The organism is Streptomyces griseofuscus (assembly GCF_014673495.1).
In the GTDB taxonomy this organism is placed as follows: domain Bacteria; phylum Actinomycetota; class Actinomycetes; order Streptomycetales; family Streptomycetaceae; genus Streptomyces; species Streptomyces murinus.
In genome coordinates this window covers 6,666,983-6,681,529 of record NZ_CP051006.1, presented here as the reverse complement: position 1 = coordinate 6,681,529, position 14,547 = coordinate 6,666,983, and the positions used below count along the sequence as shown (strand labels likewise).

14 protein-coding genes are annotated in these 14,547 nt (G+C 72.8%); 5 read left to right on the top strand and 9 right to left on the bottom strand.

The window, feature by feature from the left end; all coding sequences use genetic code 11:
- Nucleotides 1-81 precede the first annotated feature (81 nt).
- Nucleotides 82-1,008, top strand: a complete 927-nt coding sequence (locus HEP81_RS30410) for a PAC2 family protein (protein ID WP_037661966.1) — start codon at nt 82-84, stop codon at nt 1,006-1,008.
- Between the two features lie 167 nt (nt 1,009-1,175).
- Here the strand turns inward: HEP81_RS30410 and mshC are convergent, their stop codons facing one another.
- From mshC to HEP81_RS30390, 4 genes are all read right to left on the bottom strand, one after another.
- Nucleotides 1,176-2,405 (bottom strand): cysteine--1-D-myo-inosityl 2-amino-2-deoxy-alpha-D-glucopyranoside ligase, encoded by a 1,230-nt coding sequence (gene mshC / locus HEP81_RS30405; protein ID WP_037661981.1) that lies wholly within the window; start codon nt 2,403-2,405, stop codon nt 1,176-1,178.
- A gap of 108 nt (nt 2,406-2,513) precedes the next feature.
- Nucleotides 2,514-3,341: an SCO1664 family protein gene (locus HEP81_RS30400; RefSeq protein ID WP_078967661.1), complete on the bottom strand. Its 828-nt coding sequence runs from the start codon at nt 3,339-3,341 to the stop codon at nt 2,514-2,516.
- Nucleotides 3,305-3,895, bottom strand: coding sequence for a DUF3090 domain-containing protein (locus HEP81_RS30395; RefSeq protein WP_037661964.1), 591 nt, complete (start codon nt 3,893-3,895; stop codon nt 3,305-3,307). The genes HEP81_RS30400 and HEP81_RS30395 overlap by 37 nt, the downstream gene beginning before the upstream one ends.
- Before the next feature lie 97 nt (nt 3,896-3,992).
- Nucleotides 3,993-4,679, bottom strand: coding sequence for a histidine phosphatase family protein (locus tag HEP81_RS30390; protein WP_037661963.1), 687 nt, complete (start codon nt 4,677-4,679; stop codon nt 3,993-3,995).
- A 62-nt stretch (nt 4,680-4,741) separates the two neighbouring features.
- On the opposite strand from HEP81_RS30390, the gene corA reads away from it, so the two are divergent.
- Nucleotides 4,742-5,743, top strand: a complete 1,002-nt coding sequence (gene corA, locus HEP81_RS30385; protein WP_037661979.1) for a magnesium/cobalt transporter CorA — start codon at nt 4,742-4,744, stop codon at nt 5,741-5,743.
- A gap of 149 nt (nt 5,744-5,892) precedes the next feature.
- Here corA and HEP81_RS30380 read toward each other — a convergent pair whose 3' ends face one another.
- The gene (locus HEP81_RS30380; protein ID WP_037661961.1) at nt 5,893-6,948 is read right to left on the bottom strand and encodes an LLM class F420-dependent oxidoreductase; all 1,056 of its coding nucleotides are present in this window, start codon (nt 6,946-6,948) and stop codon (nt 5,893-5,895) included.
- 139 nt (nt 6,949-7,087) lie between these two features.
- Here HEP81_RS30380 and HEP81_RS30375 point away from each other — a divergent pair, with 139 nt between their 5' ends.
- Nucleotides 7,088-8,071: an aldo/keto reductase gene (locus HEP81_RS30375; protein ID WP_037661959.1), complete on the top strand. Its 984-nt coding sequence runs from the start codon at nt 7,088-7,090 to the stop codon at nt 8,069-8,071.
- Complete coding sequence (locus tag HEP81_RS30370; RefSeq protein ID WP_037661957.1) at nt 8,068-10,452, top strand: helix-hairpin-helix domain-containing protein; 2,385 nt, start codon at nt 8,068-8,070, stop codon at nt 10,450-10,452. Before HEP81_RS30375 ends, HEP81_RS30370 begins: the two co-directional genes overlap by 4 nt.
- A 94-nt stretch (nt 10,453-10,546) precedes the next feature.
- Here the strand turns inward: HEP81_RS30370 and HEP81_RS30365 are convergent, their stop codons facing one another.
- Nucleotides 10,547-11,287, bottom strand: a complete 741-nt coding sequence (locus tag HEP81_RS30365) for a hypothetical protein (protein WP_037661953.1) — start codon at nt 11,285-11,287, stop codon at nt 10,547-10,549.
- Between the two features lie 47 nt (nt 11,288-11,334).
- On the opposite strand from HEP81_RS30365, the gene HEP81_RS30360 reads away from it, so the two are divergent.
- Nucleotides 11,335-11,523 (top strand): DUF5703 family protein, encoded by a 189-nt coding sequence (locus tag HEP81_RS30360; RefSeq protein ID WP_037661951.1) that lies wholly within the window; start codon nt 11,335-11,337, stop codon nt 11,521-11,523.
- A 172-nt stretch (nt 11,524-11,695) separates the two neighbouring features.
- Here the strand turns inward: HEP81_RS30360 and HEP81_RS30355 are convergent, their stop codons facing one another.
- The 3 genes from HEP81_RS30355 to HEP81_RS30345 form a co-directional block, all read right to left on the bottom strand.
- Nucleotides 11,696-12,496, bottom strand: coding sequence for a chaplin (locus HEP81_RS30355; RefSeq protein ID WP_037661949.1), 801 nt, complete (start codon nt 12,494-12,496; stop codon nt 11,696-11,698).
- Nucleotides 12,497-12,636: 140 nt separating this feature from the next.
- Nucleotides 12,637-12,870 carry a chaplin ChpH gene (chpH, locus tag HEP81_RS30350; RefSeq protein WP_037661945.1) on the bottom strand — a complete coding sequence of 78 codons (234 nt, stop codon included), beginning with the start codon at nt 12,868-12,870 and terminating at the stop codon, nt 12,637-12,639.
- Between the two features lie 165 nt (nt 12,871-13,035).
- Nucleotides 13,036-14,361, bottom strand: a complete 1,326-nt coding sequence (locus HEP81_RS30345) for a M20/M25/M40 family metallo-hydrolase (RefSeq protein WP_037661943.1) — start codon at nt 14,359-14,361, stop codon at nt 13,036-13,038.
- Nucleotides 14,362-14,547 lie beyond the last annotated feature (186 nt).

Below are 14,547 nucleotides of genomic sequence, written 5' to 3'. Positions count from 1 at the left end.
CTACAAGGGGACTGCGGACGCCCTTGCCGGACGCCGTAAGGTTGGTGAGTCAAGCGAGGGCACGTCGGAAGGAGGCACTGGGTGATCGAGCTGGAGGGGGTTCCCGAGCTGATCGACCCAGTCATGGTGGCCGCGTTCGAGGGCTGGAACGATGCAGGTGATGCCGCCTCCACGGCGGTCGCGCACCTGGAACGCGAGTTCAAGGGCGAGGTGTTCGCGGCGCTGGACGCCGAGGACTACTACGACTTCCAGGTGAACCGGCCGACGGTGTTCATGGAGGACGGGGTACGCAAGATCACCTGGCCGACGACCCGGCTCTCGGTGGTCCGCGTCGGCGGTGCCAAGCCGCGCGACCTGGTGCTGGTCCGGGGCATCGAACCGTCCATGCGATGGCGCTCGTTCTGCAACGAGCTGCTGGGCTTCGCGCACGAACTGGGCGTGGAGCTGGTGGTCGTCCTGGGCGCGCTGCTCGGGGACACCCCGCACACCCGTCCGGTACCGGTCAGCGGGGTCACCTCGGACACGGATCTGGCGCAGCGGATGGATCTGGAGGAGACGAAGTACGAGGGCCCCACGGGCATCGTCGGGGTCCTCCAGGAGGCGTGCACGCATGCCGGGGTGCCGGCGGTGTCGCTGTGGGCGGCGGTGCCGCACTACGTCTCCCAGCCGCCCAACCCGAAGGCCACGCTGGCGCTGCTCAACCGTCTTGAGGATCTGCTGGACCTGCGGATCCCGCAGGGCGAGCTGCCGGAGGACGCGCGGGCCTGGCAGGTGGGCGTGGACCAGCTGGCGGCGGAGGACAGCGAGGTCGCGGAGTACGTCCAGACGCTGGAGGAGGCCCGCGACACCGCGGAGCTGCCGGAGGCGTCCGGTGAGGCGATCGCGCGGGAGTTCGAGCGTTATCTGCGGCGCCGGGACACCCCGGGCGGCAAGGCGCGCCCCTCGAAGCCTGATACCGCCGGCGGTTCGGCCGACGACGACGGGGATGAGGGCGGCCCGGAGGACTGAGGTACGGCGAAGGGGCGGTCCCGGATCGGGGCCGCCCCTTCTTCATGTCACCGATACGCCGCGGGGTGCCGCCCGAGGTCGTCGGGCGGCTGCCGCGTCGTCGTGGTTTCTCGCGCCCACGCGGCAGCCGCCCATCGATACGGCCTCGCGCCCCTTCGGGGCGCGTTCTACAGGGCCACTCCCAGGAGGGCGTCCACGGCCCTGGTGACCAGGCCCGGGGCGCCCGTGTCCGGGCCGCCCTCGGAGTTCTGCCGGGCCGCCCAGCGGTCCACCGCGGCAAGCGCCGTGGGGGCGTCCAGGTCGTTGGACAGGGCGTCGCGGATCTCCTCGACGAGGGCGTCGGCGGAGGGGCCGTCGGGGCGGGAGACCGCGGCGCGCCAGCGGTCGAGGCGGTCGACGGCGTCCTGGAGGACCTGGTCGGTCCACTCCCAGTCGGCCCGGTAGTGGTGGGCCAGCAGGGCCAGGCGGATCGCGGCCGGGTCGACGCCGTCGCGCCGCACCTGGGAGACGAAGACCAGATTGCCCTTGGACTTGGACATCTTCTCGCCGTGCAGGGCGACCATGCCGGCGTGTACGTACGCCTTGGCCATCGGGAACTCGCCGGTGAGCACCTGGGCGTGCGAAGCGCCCATCTCATGGTGCGGGAAGGCGAGGTCGGAGCCGCCGCCCTGGACGTCGAAGCCAATGCCGAAGTGGTCGAGGGCGATGGCCACGCACTCGATGTGCCAGCCGGGCCGGCCGGGACCGAGGGAGGCGCCGTCCCAGCTGGGCTCGCCCTCGCGGGCCGCCATCCACAGCATCGGGTCCACGGGGTTCTTCTTGCCCGGGCGGTCCGGGTCGCCGCCGCGCTCGGCGGACAGCAGCCGCATGGCCGCCGCGTCGAGACGCGAGACCGAGCCGAAGTGCGGGTCGGACTCGACGGAGAAGTAGATGTCACCTTCCAGCTCGTAGGCCGCGCCGAGGTCGCGCAGCCGCTCCACGAGCGGGACGATGCCGGGTATGGCCTCGACGGCGCCTATGTAGTGCTGGGGCGGAAGCATCCGCAGGGCGGTCATGTCCTCGCGGAAGAGGGAGGTCTCCTTCTCGGCGAGGGCGACCCAGTCGACGCCGTCCCGCTCCGCGCGCTCCAGGAGCGGGTCGTCGACGTCGGTGACGTTCTGGACGTAGTGGACCTGCCGCTTGGTGTCGAGCCACACGCGCTGAACGAGGTCGAACGCGTTGTAAGTCGCCGCGTGACCCATGTGGGTCGCGTCGTACGGGGTGATGCCGCAGACGTAGATACGGGCGACGGGACCGGGCTGGAGGGTGACCAGGCCGCCGGTCGCGGTGTCGTGGATCCTCAGGTCGCGGCCCTGACCAGGCAGGGCGGGGACCTCGGAAGCGGGCCAGGCATGCATGTACATGAGCCTAACCGGCCGCGCGTGGCGCACACGACCGGGATCGAGTCGGATGGCCGGTTGTGCGCTCTTGTATCTTCGGTCGCACTGTGCTCACCCGGTCTGTGCTCACACGGGCGGCCAGGGGATCGCCGGCCAGTCCCCGCCGGGTTCCGGGTGCAGCCCGGAGGCGAGGAGGGCGGCGACCCGGGCGCGGGTGGCGTCCAGCTCCGCGGGGGTGATCAGCGGGCCCAGGCGCTCGCCCAGATCGCCGTCCAGGGCGTCACGGAGCCCCTTGAGGACCCCGACGGCCTCGGCGGTGAGGGGTTCGCCGGCCCAGCCCCACAGCAGGGTGCGCAGTTTGTCCTCGGCGTTGAAGGTCACACCGTGGTCGATGCCGTAGAGCCGGCCGTCGGCGGTGGGCAGCAGATGGCCGCCCTTGCGGTCGGCGTTGTTGATCACGGCGTCCAGGACGGCGAGCCGGCGCAGCCGCTCGTCGTCGGCGTGCACGAGCAGCGCGGTGCGGCCCTCGCCGACCTCGGCGAAACCGATGGCCTTCCAGCCGGGCTCGGGCTCCTCGCCGTCGACCAGGGCGAGGAGTTCGGGCTCCGGGGAGACCTCGATCCACAGCTGGCACATGCCCTCGCCGTAGCGGCCGTCGCGCAGCACGGTGGGCGGGACGAGGCCCCAGCCGGTGGCCTCGGAGACCTCGTAGGCGGCGACCTCCCGGGCGGCCAGGGTGCCGTCGGGGAAGTCCCACAGGGGGCGCTCCCCCGCCACCGGCTTGTAGACGCAGTCGGCTTCGCGGCCGTCGTGGGCGACGGTGCAGAACAGGGCGGCGTTCGAGGCGTCGCGGATGCGGCCGCGCACGGTCAGCTCACCGCGGGCGAGCAGTTCGGCGGCGCCCGGGTCGGCGGCGGTCACGCCCCGCGGCGGTATCCGTTCTGGCGCGGGCATACGTGTCCTTCCGGATCGAGCGGGAGGCTGCACAGCGGGCACGGCGGCCGCCCGGCGTTGACGACGTCGAGGGCGCGTTTGGCGAAGGCACGGGCCTGCGCGCCGGTCAGCCGGACCCGCAGCATCGGGGGCCCGTTCTCCTCGTCCTGGAGCAGCCGTTCCTCGGCCTCGGCGAGGTCCTCCTCGGTGTCGGCGTCCAGCTCCACCAGGGCCTGTGCCTCCACGACCATGCGCTGTTCCTCGGCGTCCCAGGCCAGGGCCATGGTGCCGACCCGGAACTCCTCCTCCACGGGACTCTCCAGCGGGGCCGTGTCGGAGATCTCACTGGGCGCCATGGCCGGGACGGGGGCGCTGCCGCCGCTGCGGCGCACCACCTCGTCCAGGAGTTCGTCCATGCGCTCGGCGAGCGCGGCGACCTGGGTCTTCTCCAGGACCACGCTGGTCACCCGGGGACCCGCCATGGCCTGGAGGAAGAACGTACGGCGTCCGGGCAGTCCGACCGTGCCGGCCACGAAGCGGTCCGGCGGATCGTAGAGGAACACCTGACGGGACACGTCCTGTCTCCATTGAGTCGAGAGTTTCGGCGGTGCGAGTGCGGGCCGCTGCGGATACGCGACGGCGCGGATCGCTTCACCCTACTGCGGGCGACGATCACGGTGCGCCCGCACCGCCACCGACCGGTGCGTCGCCGTCGGGGTGCTCCTCGCGCGGGGCGAGCGAGGCGAGATCGCCGGTGTCGCCGAGGCGGACGAGGAAGGGGCGCAGCCGGGTGTAGCGGATCGCGGTGACGGAACACGGTTCCACGGAGATCCGCTGGAAGAGGTCGAGGTGGAGACCGAGTGCGTCGGCGACCAGGGATTTGATGATGTCACCGTGGGAGCACATCAGGTAGGTGGCGTCGGCGCCGTGGTCGCGCTCCACGCGCGCGTTCCACTCGCGGACCGCCTCGGCGGCGCGGGTCTGCATGGCGCGCATGGACTCCCCGCCGGGGAAGGCGGCGGCGGAGGGGTGGGCCTGGACGACGTCCATCAGCGGCTCGTCCTTGAGTTCGGCGAGCTTGCGGCCGGACCAGTCGCCGTAGTGGCACTCCCCGATCCGGTCGTCGGTGTGGGGGCTCAGCCCGGGCCGGGCGGCGAGGAGCGGGGCCAGGGTCTCCTGGCAGCGCTGGAGCGGGCTGGTGACGATCTCGGCCAGCGGCAGGGCTGCGAGCCGGGCGGGCAGGGCGGCGGCCTGGGCGGTGCCGCGCTCGTCCAGGGAGACCCCCGGGGTCCAGCCGGCGAGCACGCCGGAGGTGTTGGCGGTGGAACGTCCGTGCCTTACGAGGATCAGCGTGGGCATGCGGACCAGGGTAGGCGCATCAGGTGATGCGTTGTTGATCTCGTGAAGGGAGAATGCGCTCCGTGATCGTCGACTGTGCCATCTATCGGCACGGACAGCGGACCGAGGGTCCGGAGGACCTGTCCGACGCGCTCGCCGAGGCGCGGGCGGCGGGTGGCTTCGTGTGGATAGGGCTGTACGAGCCCTCCGAGCGGGAGTTCGGCCTGGTGACCCAGGAGTTCGGGCTGCACCCGCTGGCGGTGGAGGACGCTCTCAAGGCTCATCAGCGGCCCAAACTGGAGGTGTACGAGGATTCGCTGTTCGTGGTGCTGAAACCGGTCGCGTACGAACCGGAGAGCGACACGGTCTCGGCGGGCGAGATCATGGTCTTCGTCGGGGACTGCTTCGTGGTGACGGTGCGGCACGGCGAGGCCTCGCCGCTCGCGGCGGTGCGGCACCGGCTGGAGGAGGAGCCGGAGATGCTCCACAAGGGGCCCACCTCGGTGCTGTACGCGATCGCCGACGCCATCGTGGACCGGTACCTGGAGGTGGCGACCGAGCTCCAGACGGATCTGGAGGAGGTGGAGGCGGAGGTGTTCCGGCCCGAAGGGGGCGGTGCGCGCAACACCGCCTCGCGGATCTACGGCTTCAAGCGGCAGATCGTGGAGTTCCGCCGGGCGACCGGGCCGCTGACGGTGCCGCTGAACCGGCTGGCGGGGACGGGGCCGCTCGGCTCGGGCAGCGGGGTGCCGTTCGTGCACGAGGACGCGCGGCCGTTCTTCCGGGACGTGGGCGACCATCTCGCCCGTGTCAACGAGTCGGTGGAGGGCCTGGACCGGCTGGTGTCGGACGTGCTGTCGGCGCATCTGGCGCAGACGAGCGTGCGTCAGAACGACGACATGCGGAAGATCTCCGCCTGGGCGGCGATGGCCGCGGTGCCCACGATGATCGCCGGTATCTACGGCATGAACTTCGACCACATGCCTGAGCTGCACTGGCTGTGGTCGTACCCGGTGGTGATCCTGGTGATGGCGCTGCTGGAGGTGCTCCTGTACCGGCTGTTCAAGCGGCGCGAGTGGCTGTGAGCCGCGGCGGCCGCGGGGGCCCTCCGGAAAACCTCCGGAAGAAGGGGTCCGGGGAGTCGTAACCGCTCGTCGCCGGGCGCGTTGTTCCCGGTGACGGCCGTGGCGGGGAAGACCCCCGAGCCCCCACCACGGCCGTAGAAGCCCCTTGCTCAGGCGAGTCCGGCGCGCTCCAGGGCCTCGGTGCCGGCGCGCAGGGAGGCGAGCCGCTCCTGAAGGGTGAAGCCGGCGGGCGCGAGGCTGAGGGTGGTGACACCGGCCTCGGCGTAGGCCTTCATCCGGTCGGCGATGCGGTCGACGGAGCCCAGCAGCGTGGTCTTGTCGATGAGGTCCTGCGGGATCGCGGCGGCCGCGCCCTGCTTGTCCCCTGACAGGTACTTCTCCTGGATCTCGGCGGCCTCCCGCTCGTAACCCATGCGCTGCGCAAGCTTGTTGTAGAAGTTCTGCTTGGCGCTGCCCATGCCGCCGACATAGAGCGCGGTGTAGGGGCGGAAGGTGTCGGCGAGCGCGGCCACGTCCTTGTCGTCGCCGACGGCCAGCGGCAGGGTCGGGCACACGTCGAACCCGTCGAGGGTCTTGCCCGCCTTCGCCCGGCCCGCGCGCAGATGCGTGAGGGTGGTCTCCTCCAGGTGCTCGGCGGCGGGGAAGATCAGCAGGGCACCGTCGGCGATCTCACCGGTCTGCTCCAGGTTCTTCGGGCCGATCGCCGCGATGTACAGCGGGATGTGCTCGCGCTGCGGGTGCACGGTCAGCTTGATCGGCTTGCCCGGACCGCCCGGCAGCGGCAGCGTCCAGTGCTCGCCCTCGTACGACAGCCGCTCACGGGTCATCGCCTTGCGGACGATCTCCACGTACTCGCGGGTGCGGGCCAGCGGCTTGTCGAACCTGACGCCGTACCAGCCCTCGGAGACCTGGGGCCCGGAGACGCCGAGGCCGAGCCGGAAGCGGCCGCCGGAGAGGGTGTCCAGGGTGGCCGCCGTCATCGCGGTCATCGCGGGCTGGCGGGCCGGGATCTGGAAGATGGCCGAGCCGACGTCGATGCGCTCGGTCTGGGCGGCGACCCAGCTGAGCACGGTGGCCGCGTCGGAGCCGTACGCCTCGGCGGCCCAGCACACGGCGTAGCCCAGCCGGTCGGCCTCCTGGGCCACGGCCAGATTGTCCCCGTCCATTCCCGCACCCCAGTAGCCGAGGTTGAGTCCGAGTTGCATGGCCGAATCCCCTTACCCATGAGTAACGTCCCTGTGGCGCAGACCTTAGCGCGGGGGCGCGGGCGGTGCCCCGTGCGGGCCCGCGCGAGTTGTCCACAGGCATCCCGCCCCACTCGTTCCGGCCAGTAATCTCGCGGTCATGGAGCAGAGGCATCTCGGCCGTACCGGCCTGCGCGTGTCCCGGATCGGACTCGGCACCCTCACCTGGGGCCGGGACACCGAGGAGCATGACGCCGCGGACATGCTCAAGGCGTTCTGGGAGGTCGGCGGCACCCTCGTCGACACCGCGGACGTGTACGGCGGCGGGGAGGCGGAGTATCTGCTCGGGCGGCTGATGGAACGGCTCGTGCCGCGCCGCGACCTGGTGATCTCCACGAAGGCGGGCAGCGTCCCGGACCCCGGGCGCCGCTTCGACGGCTCCCGCGGCCATCTGCTCGCCGCGCTGGACGCCTCGCTGGTCCGCCTGGGCACGGACCATGTGGACCTGTGGCACATCCACGCGTACGACACCGGGACCCCGCTGGAGGAGACGCTCCAGGCCCTCGACATAGCGGTGGCCAGCGGCCGGGCCCGGTACGCGGGGGTGTCCAACTTCTGCGGCTGGCAGCTCGCCAAGGCGGCCACCTGGCAGCTCGCGGCGCCGGGCACCCGCACCCGGCTGGCCAGCACGCAGATGGAGTACTCGCTGCTCCAGCGGGGCGTGGAGCGCGAGGTGCTGCCCGCCGCGCTGGACCTGGGCGTGGGCCTGCTGCCCTCCTCCCCGCTCGGCCGGGGCGTGCTGACCGGAAAGTACCGGCACGGCACGCCCGGGGACTCGCGCGGCGCCTCCGAGCATCTGGCGCCGTTCGTGGAGCCGTATCTGGACGACACCGCGACGCGCATCGTGGACGCGGTGACGACGGCAGCCGACGGGCTCGCGGTCACCCCGCTCCAGGTGGCGCTCGCCTGGGTCCGCGACCGCCCAGGGGTCACCGCCCCGATCGTCGGCGCGCGCACCGCGCAGCAGCTCACGGCGGCATTGTCAGTGGAGGCGCTTAGTCTTCCTGACGAGATCTGCCGGGCGCTGGACGATGTGTCGGCGCCCTTGCACCGCTATCCCGATCACGACTGGAGCACGCTGTGAGCACGGAACCGGAGACCACGGAGGAAACGGGGCCGGGGACGCCGGAGATGCCGGAGGCGCAGGGAGCGCCTGGGACGCCGGGAGCGCCGGACGAGGCGGCCGGGGGTGGGCTCGCGGCGGAAGGCGGTGCCGGGGCGGCCGAGGTGTCCGGGGCGGGCGAGACGTCCGAGGGGGCGGAAGGCGGCGTGGGCGAGGAGACGGCGGAGTCGGCCGAAGGGGCGGCCTCGGCTGAGGCGGCTGAGGCGGCTGAGGCGGCTGAGGCGGCTGAGGCGGCTGAGGCGGCTGAGGCGGCTGAGGCGGCTGCCGATGGTGCCGGGAAGCCGGAGCTGTCCGAGGCGGCGGCCGAGTTGGCCGCGCAGCGGGTGGAGCGGGAGCGGATCGAGCGGCGCAGGGCGGAGCGGGACGGACCCGTCGAGAGCGGCGCCAAGCTGAGCGGGAAGGCGGCCGATCTGCTGGCCGCGGTGCGGGCGGTGGAGGCGGGCGGGAAGCCGGCGTCCACGGTGTTCGCCGCGCCCTCGCGGCCCGCCCCCGAGCGGACACCCGAGCCGGGCCCCGCGGCAACCGCGGCCGCCCCGGCCCGCCCGGCACCCGAACCGGAGCCGGAGCCGGTGCGTCGGGAGCGGCCCGCGCCCGCGCCCACGCCGACCGGGCCCTCGCCGCGGACGGTGGATGCCGTACGGCGGGTGCTCGCGGAGGGTGGTGCGCCGGAGGCGCTGGGGCAGCAGGCGGCCGTGGCGCTCGGCGAGAGTGCCGGGGAACTGCTGCGGGCGGACCCCTGGCAGTTGCTGCGGGTCCCCGGGGTACGGCCCGAGCAGGCGGACGGTTTCGCCCGGGCGCTGCTCGGTGCCGAGTGCGGTCCGCAGGACGAGCGGCGGGGGCGGGCGGTGACGGTCTGGCTGCTTGAGCAGGCGGCCCTCGCCGGACACACCGCCCTGGAGGCGCCCGCGCTCACCGCGGCGCTGGCCCAGCGGGGGGTGCCGGACCCAGAGGAGGCCGTGCAGAGCACCCTGGCCGAGGGTGAGGCGCTGGTGTTCGAGGACGCCCTGGAGGAGCCGGGCGCCCCGGCCGCGCAGCCGGCGGACGACGAGGAGGAGGCGGAGCGCCCGGTGCGGGTGCTGATCGCCCTGGAGCGGTACGCGATGGCCGAGGAGAGCCTCGCCGACGGCCTGGCCCGGCTGATCAACTCCCCGTCCCAGGACGGCGAGGAGACCTGGGCGCAGGTCGTCGCGGCACTGTCGGGCGGTGCTGCCGAGCTGGCCCGCGCGGTCGCCGGGCACGGTCTGGTCCTGCACACCGGCGGCGACGCCTCCCGCGCCGAACCGGCGGCCCTGCTCGGTGCCGCCCGGGACGCGGGCCTGCGGGCCCTCGCCGTGTGCCACACCGCCGACGGCCGCGACCGGCTCGCCGCGCTGCCGCCGACGCGGGGAGCGGGCGTGGGCACGGTCGCCGGGCTGCTGGCCGGTACCGAGGGACCCGGCCGGGACGGGGACGGAGCGCTGGAGCTGGATCTGCTGATCGTGCCGGACGCGCCCCAACTGGACGTGGAGAGCGCGGCGATGCTGGTGGAGTCGCTGCCCGACGGGGCGCGGCTGGTGCTCGGCGGGGATCCGGCGCTGCTGTGGTCGGCCGGTCCCGGGCGGGTCTTCGCCGATCTGCTCGCGGCCCGCGTCTGCCCCCAGATCGCCTCCCGGCTGCCCGACCCCGGCCCGATCGGCGAGCTGGTCTCCGGGATCGGCATCGGCGAGCTGAACCAGGTCGAGGCGCCCGGCAAAGAGGTCGTGATCGTGCCGGTGCGGGACGCGGGCGAGGCCGTGCACCGTACCGTGCAGCTGGTCGCGGACTCGGTGCCGCGGGCCTTCGGGGTGCCCGTCGAGGGGACCGTGGTGATCACGCCGGGCCATGGCGGCGCGGCCGGCACCCGGGCCCTCAACGCCGCTCTGAAGGAACGCCTCAATCCCGGCCCCGGCCGGTTCGGCGGTTTCGACCCCGGCGACCGGATCGCCTACTCCCCCGCCCCGGGCCGGACCCTGCCGGGCACGCTGGTGAAGGCCGACGCCGAGGGGCTGCACCTGTCGTGCGCGGGCGCCCCCGTGGTCGTACCGCGAGAGCGGGTCGAGGCGTGGGTGCGGCACGGATGGGCGCTGACCGCGCACCAGGCGGTGGGCGGGCGCTGGCCGGCGGCGGTCGTGGTGCTGCCCGGCGATGCCGCGCAGGCGCTGAGCAGGCCGTGGGTGTACACGGCGTTCGGCCGGGGCGAGCGGCATCTCTCCGTGGTCCAGGGCGCGGAGGGTGCGCTGCCGCGGGCGGTCGCGGAGATCCCGGCGAAGCCCCGTACGACCCGGCTGGCGACCCTGCTGCGCCCGCAGTCCCCCATGGACTGAGACGCCCCGGCGCCGTCGGGGTGGGGATCACCCGGGACGGCGCTGTGCGGCGGTGCCGTACCGGCTTCGCGCCGTCACGGCACCGCCGCCGAGGTCACCGGCCGGCGCCCCGGACGCCCGCGCCGTCGGCCTCGCCGTCGTGCTCGTCCAGGTCTTCGTCGTCCACGAACTCCAGGTCGTCGTCCTCGGCGTCCGGGTCGGTGTCGTCGTGTTCGTCGTCCTCGTCGTCGAACACGGCGCTGACGTCGAAGCGGCAGACCACCGCCTGTGGATCGAAGTGCTCGAAGGGGGCCTCCAGCCACTCCCCGGCCTCCGGGGCCTCGTCGGCCGCGGTGACCCAGAGCGTGGAGTCGCCCTCCTCCAGGCCGAACTCCTTGTGCCGGGAGGCGATCTCGTCCGGTTCGAACTCGCCGAAGAGCAGGCCCAGCGCCCCGGGCACGGTGCCCGCGGCGTCCTCGTCCAGACCGGCGAGGTCCTCGAAGTCCTCCGCGGCCTCGACCCGCTCGGCCTGGGCCAGCAGCCGCTCGGGCTCCGCCACGGTGTAGTCGCGGCGGATCAGCACACTGATCGCGTGGGGTTCCTCGGGGCCCGCGTACGGCGGCAGCGTCTCGTCGGCGCCGGGGATCTCGAAGGGGGTGACCTCGTCATAGCGGTCGTAGAGCAGCTCGTCGTACACCTCGGCGGCCGCGGCCAGCTGGTTGAACGCCTCGAAAACGGCCGGGTCGTCGTCTCCTGACCTGCGTTCGACCGCCGCCAGGTGACGGTCGAGCGCGGTCTTGATCGCCTCGGCGGCGGCGCGTACCTCGGCAGCGGTGGGCTGCGCAGCATCAGACATAGTGCAGACGCTATCCGTACCGGGCACCAGCCCGCACAATAGATGCGATGCCGGAATACGAATTTGTCGACGTGTATGTGCCTCGCGGGGTGTCCCGCAAGGAGACCACACGTCTACTGACAGACCATGCCGAGTACGGACACTGGGAGTTGGACCGCCTGAGCCTGCTGCGCGACGGCAGCCGCAAGGTGCGGCTGCGGCGGCGTATCATCCGCCAGCTGCGGGCCACCTGGTGAGGCGGGACCCCTGAGGACGACGGGGGCGCGAAAGAGGCGGAGCGGGCCCGCCGACAGGGCCGGACCCGCTCCTCATGCGCCACCCGTCACGGCATTTTCACCACTCGTGACGGCTTGTTCACCACTCGTAACGGCTTGTTCGCCGCTCGTCACGGCGTGACCGTCCGCCGGCTCAGGCCCTGGCCCGTGCCTTGCGGTAGAGCGCGGCGCCCGCGATCAGCGCGCCCGCGCCGGCCGGCAGTGCGAGGCCCAGCGGCAGGTCACTGCCGGTGTGCGCGAGCTGCCCCGTGGTCAGGGACGCCGAGGGCGCCTGCGGCACATGCACCTGGCGGGCGGGCGGAGTCGCCGGGGCGCCCGGGTGGTGCGGAGTGCCCGGGGTGGTCGGCTTGCCCGGGGTGGTGGGCGTGCCCGGCTGAGTCGGGTGGCCAGGGTGACTCGGGTGACCGGGGTGGCCCGGGTGACCCGGGTGACCGGGGTGGCTCGGCGGGGTGGTGTGGCCGCCGCCCGGCGGAAGGCCGTGCGTACCGCCGCCGTTGGCGCAGTCGTTGCCCATGGCGGGGTTGCCCACGCCGATGACGTCGACGCTGTTGCCGCACGCGTTCACCGGGACGTCGATCGGCACCTGGACGGTGTTGCCCGATCCCACGCCCGGCGAGCCGGAGGTGTGTCCGCCGGCGCTCGCTCCTCCTGAGCCGCCGGCGCCGCCGTGGCCCTGGCCTCCGTGGCCGCCACCGGAGTTGGCGCAGGCGTTGCCCATCGCCGGGTTGAGGAGCCCGACGACGTTGACGGTGTTGCCGCAGACGTTCACCGGCACATGCACCGGCGCCTGCACGGTGTTGCCGGACAGCACGCCGGGTGAGTCGGTGGCGGCGCCGGACGCGCCCGCGTCCGCGTGCGCCATACCGGTCGCGGCGGCGAGTACCCCGGCCGCCGCCGCCATGGTCATCAGACCTTTACGGGTTCCTTGTCGCATTGCTGCGTACCCCCCTGCCTTCGCTTGCCTTCACTGTCTGGAAAAGGCCGGTCGGCCTCGGAGCGCATGGCGCGCACTCCGAGGCCGACGGCTGAAAGAAGACGCCCCTCGGGGTGGAAAGCCCCTCCGGGGAACCGGTGTCAGCTGTTGACGCAGGTGTTGCCGAAGGCGGGGTTCAGGAGCCCGATCACATTGATCGTGTCGCCGCACACGTTCACCGGAACGTGCACGGGCACCTGGATGACGTTGCCGGAGACGACACCCGGGGAGTGCAGGGCGGCACCCTGGGCACCGGCGTCGGCGACGGCCAGGCCCGCGCCCGCGAGAACCAGCCCACCGGTGGCAGCCGCGGCAGCGACGACCTTCTTGATCATTGTTCCTCCTCGTTGGCAAAGCGGCCCCAAGGTGCGGGGTCGCATCACCTGTAACGAGGAGGGAGTAATGGAGCTACGAGCTTATGGTCGCATTCACCCTTCTCAGTCGATCTCGAACGTGCGTCCGAAATCAAGGCGGCCCAGCTCGAACGCCCCGGCGACCGCTCAGGACGCGTCGATGAACCGGTCGAGCACCCGCACGCCGAACTGGAGGCCGTCCACCGGCACCCGCTCGTCCACGCCGTGGAACATGCCGGCGAAGTCCAGCTCCGGCGGCAGCTTCAGCGGGGCGAAGCCGAAGCCGCGGATGCCGAGGTCGTCGAAGGACTTGGCGTCGGTACCGCCGGAGAGCATGTACGGGACCGCCTTGGCGATGGGGTCCTCGGCGAGCAGCGCGGACTGCATGGCCTCGACCAGCGCCCCGTCGAAGCTGGTCTCGACGGCCTTGTCGGCGTGCACGTCCTCGCGGCGCACATGCGGGCCGAGCAGCCGGTCGAGGTCGCCGAGGAACTCCTCCTCGTACCCGGGCAGGAAGCGGCCGTCGAGGTGCGCGGTGGCCTCGCCGGGGATGACGTTGACCTTGTAACCGGCGTTCAGCTGCGTGGGGTTGGCGGTGTTGCTCAGGGTCGCGCCGATCAGCTTGGCGATGCCGCCGAGCTTGGCGATGGTCGCCTCCATGTCCTCGGGGTCCAGCTCGGTGCCGAGCGCGTCGCCCAGCTCGTCGAGGAAGGCCCGGGTGGTCTTGGTGACCCGCACCGGGAACTTGTGCCGGCCGACCCGGGCGACCGCCTCGGACAGCTCGGTGATGGCGTTGTCCCGGTGGATCATGGAGCCGTGCCCGGCGGTGCCGGCCACGGTGAGCTTCATCCAGTGCATGCCCTTCTCGGCCGTCTGGATCAGATAGAGCCGCCGGTGCTCGTTCACCGTGAAGGAGAAGCCGCCGACCTCGCTGATCGCCTCGGTGACACCCTCGAACAGCTCGGGGTGGTGGTCGACCAGGTGGCGGGCGCCGAAGGTGCCGCCCGCCTCCTCGTCGGCGAGGAAGGCGACGACGATGTCGCGGGGGGGCCGCCGCCCGCTGCGCAGCCGGTCGCGCACCACCGCGAGGGTCATGGCGTCCATGTCCTTCATGTCGACCGCCCCGCGCCCCCATACGCACCCGTCGGCGATCTCGCCGGAGAAGGGGTGGTGGGTCCAGTCGTCGGCGTTGGCCGGTACGACGTCCAGGTGGCCGTGGATCAGCAGGGCGGGCCGGGAGGGGTCCTCCCCCGCGATGCGGGCCACGGTGGAGGCGCGGCCGGGGTGGGACTCGTAGATCTTCGGCTCCAGGCCGACCTCCGCCAGCTTCTCGGCGACCCACTCGGCGGCCTGGCGCTCGCCGGGTCCCGAGTGGTCGCCGTAGTTGCTGGTGTCGAACCGGATCAGATCGCGGCAGAGGTCCACGACCTCGTCCTCACCGGTGACGCCCTGGGCCGTGTCCTTCTCGCTCACGCTGCTTCCTCCCGCTTCCCTGCTGGTGGGTCCCCCTCATCCTCTCTCCGCGCACGCCCCCGGCCCAAGACCGGTCCCGGCCCGTCACACGCCGTTCACGCCCGCCCGCCCCTGGCCGGGGGGTGATCAGCCACCCCCGAAAGCCTGGTAATGTTTCCTCTGTCGCCGCGAGGGAAACCCCGCCGA

Bases quoted from the DNA above. Each gene is read 5' to 3' on its own strand.
- HEP81_RS30380 (WP_037661961.1), bottom strand. From the start codon at position 6,948: ATGCAACTCGGACTCAACCTCGGCTACTGGGGTGCGGGAATGGACGGG.
- chpH (WP_037661945.1), bottom strand. From the start codon at position 12,870: ATGATCAAGAAGGTCGTCGCTGCCGCGGCTGCCACCGGTGGGCTGGTT.
- HEP81_RS30375 (WP_037661959.1), top strand. From the start codon at position 7,088: ATGGAGCAGAGGCATCTCGGCCGTACCGGCCTGCGCGTGTCCCGGATC.
- HEP81_RS30360 (WP_037661951.1), top strand. From the start codon at position 11,335: ATGCCGGAATACGAATTTGTCGACGTGTATGTGCCTCGCGGGGTGTCC.
- HEP81_RS30390 (WP_037661963.1), bottom strand. From the start codon at position 4,679: ATGCCCACGCTGATCCTCGTAAGGCACGGACGTTCCACCGCCAACACC.
- HEP81_RS30400 (WP_078967661.1), bottom strand. From the start codon at position 3,341: ATGCCCGCGCCAGAACGGATACCGCCGCGGGGCGTGACCGCCGCCGAC.
- HEP81_RS30365 (WP_037661953.1), bottom strand. From the start codon at position 11,287: ATGTCTGATGCTGCGCAGCCCACCGCTGCCGAGGTACGCGCCGCCGCC.
- mshC (WP_037661981.1), bottom strand. From the start codon at position 2,405: ATGCATGCCTGGCCCGCTTCCGAGGTCCCCGCCCTGCCTGGTCAGGGC.
- HEP81_RS30355 (WP_037661949.1), bottom strand. From the start codon at position 12,496: ATGCGACAAGGAACCCGTAAAGGTCTGATGACCATGGCGGCGGCGGCC.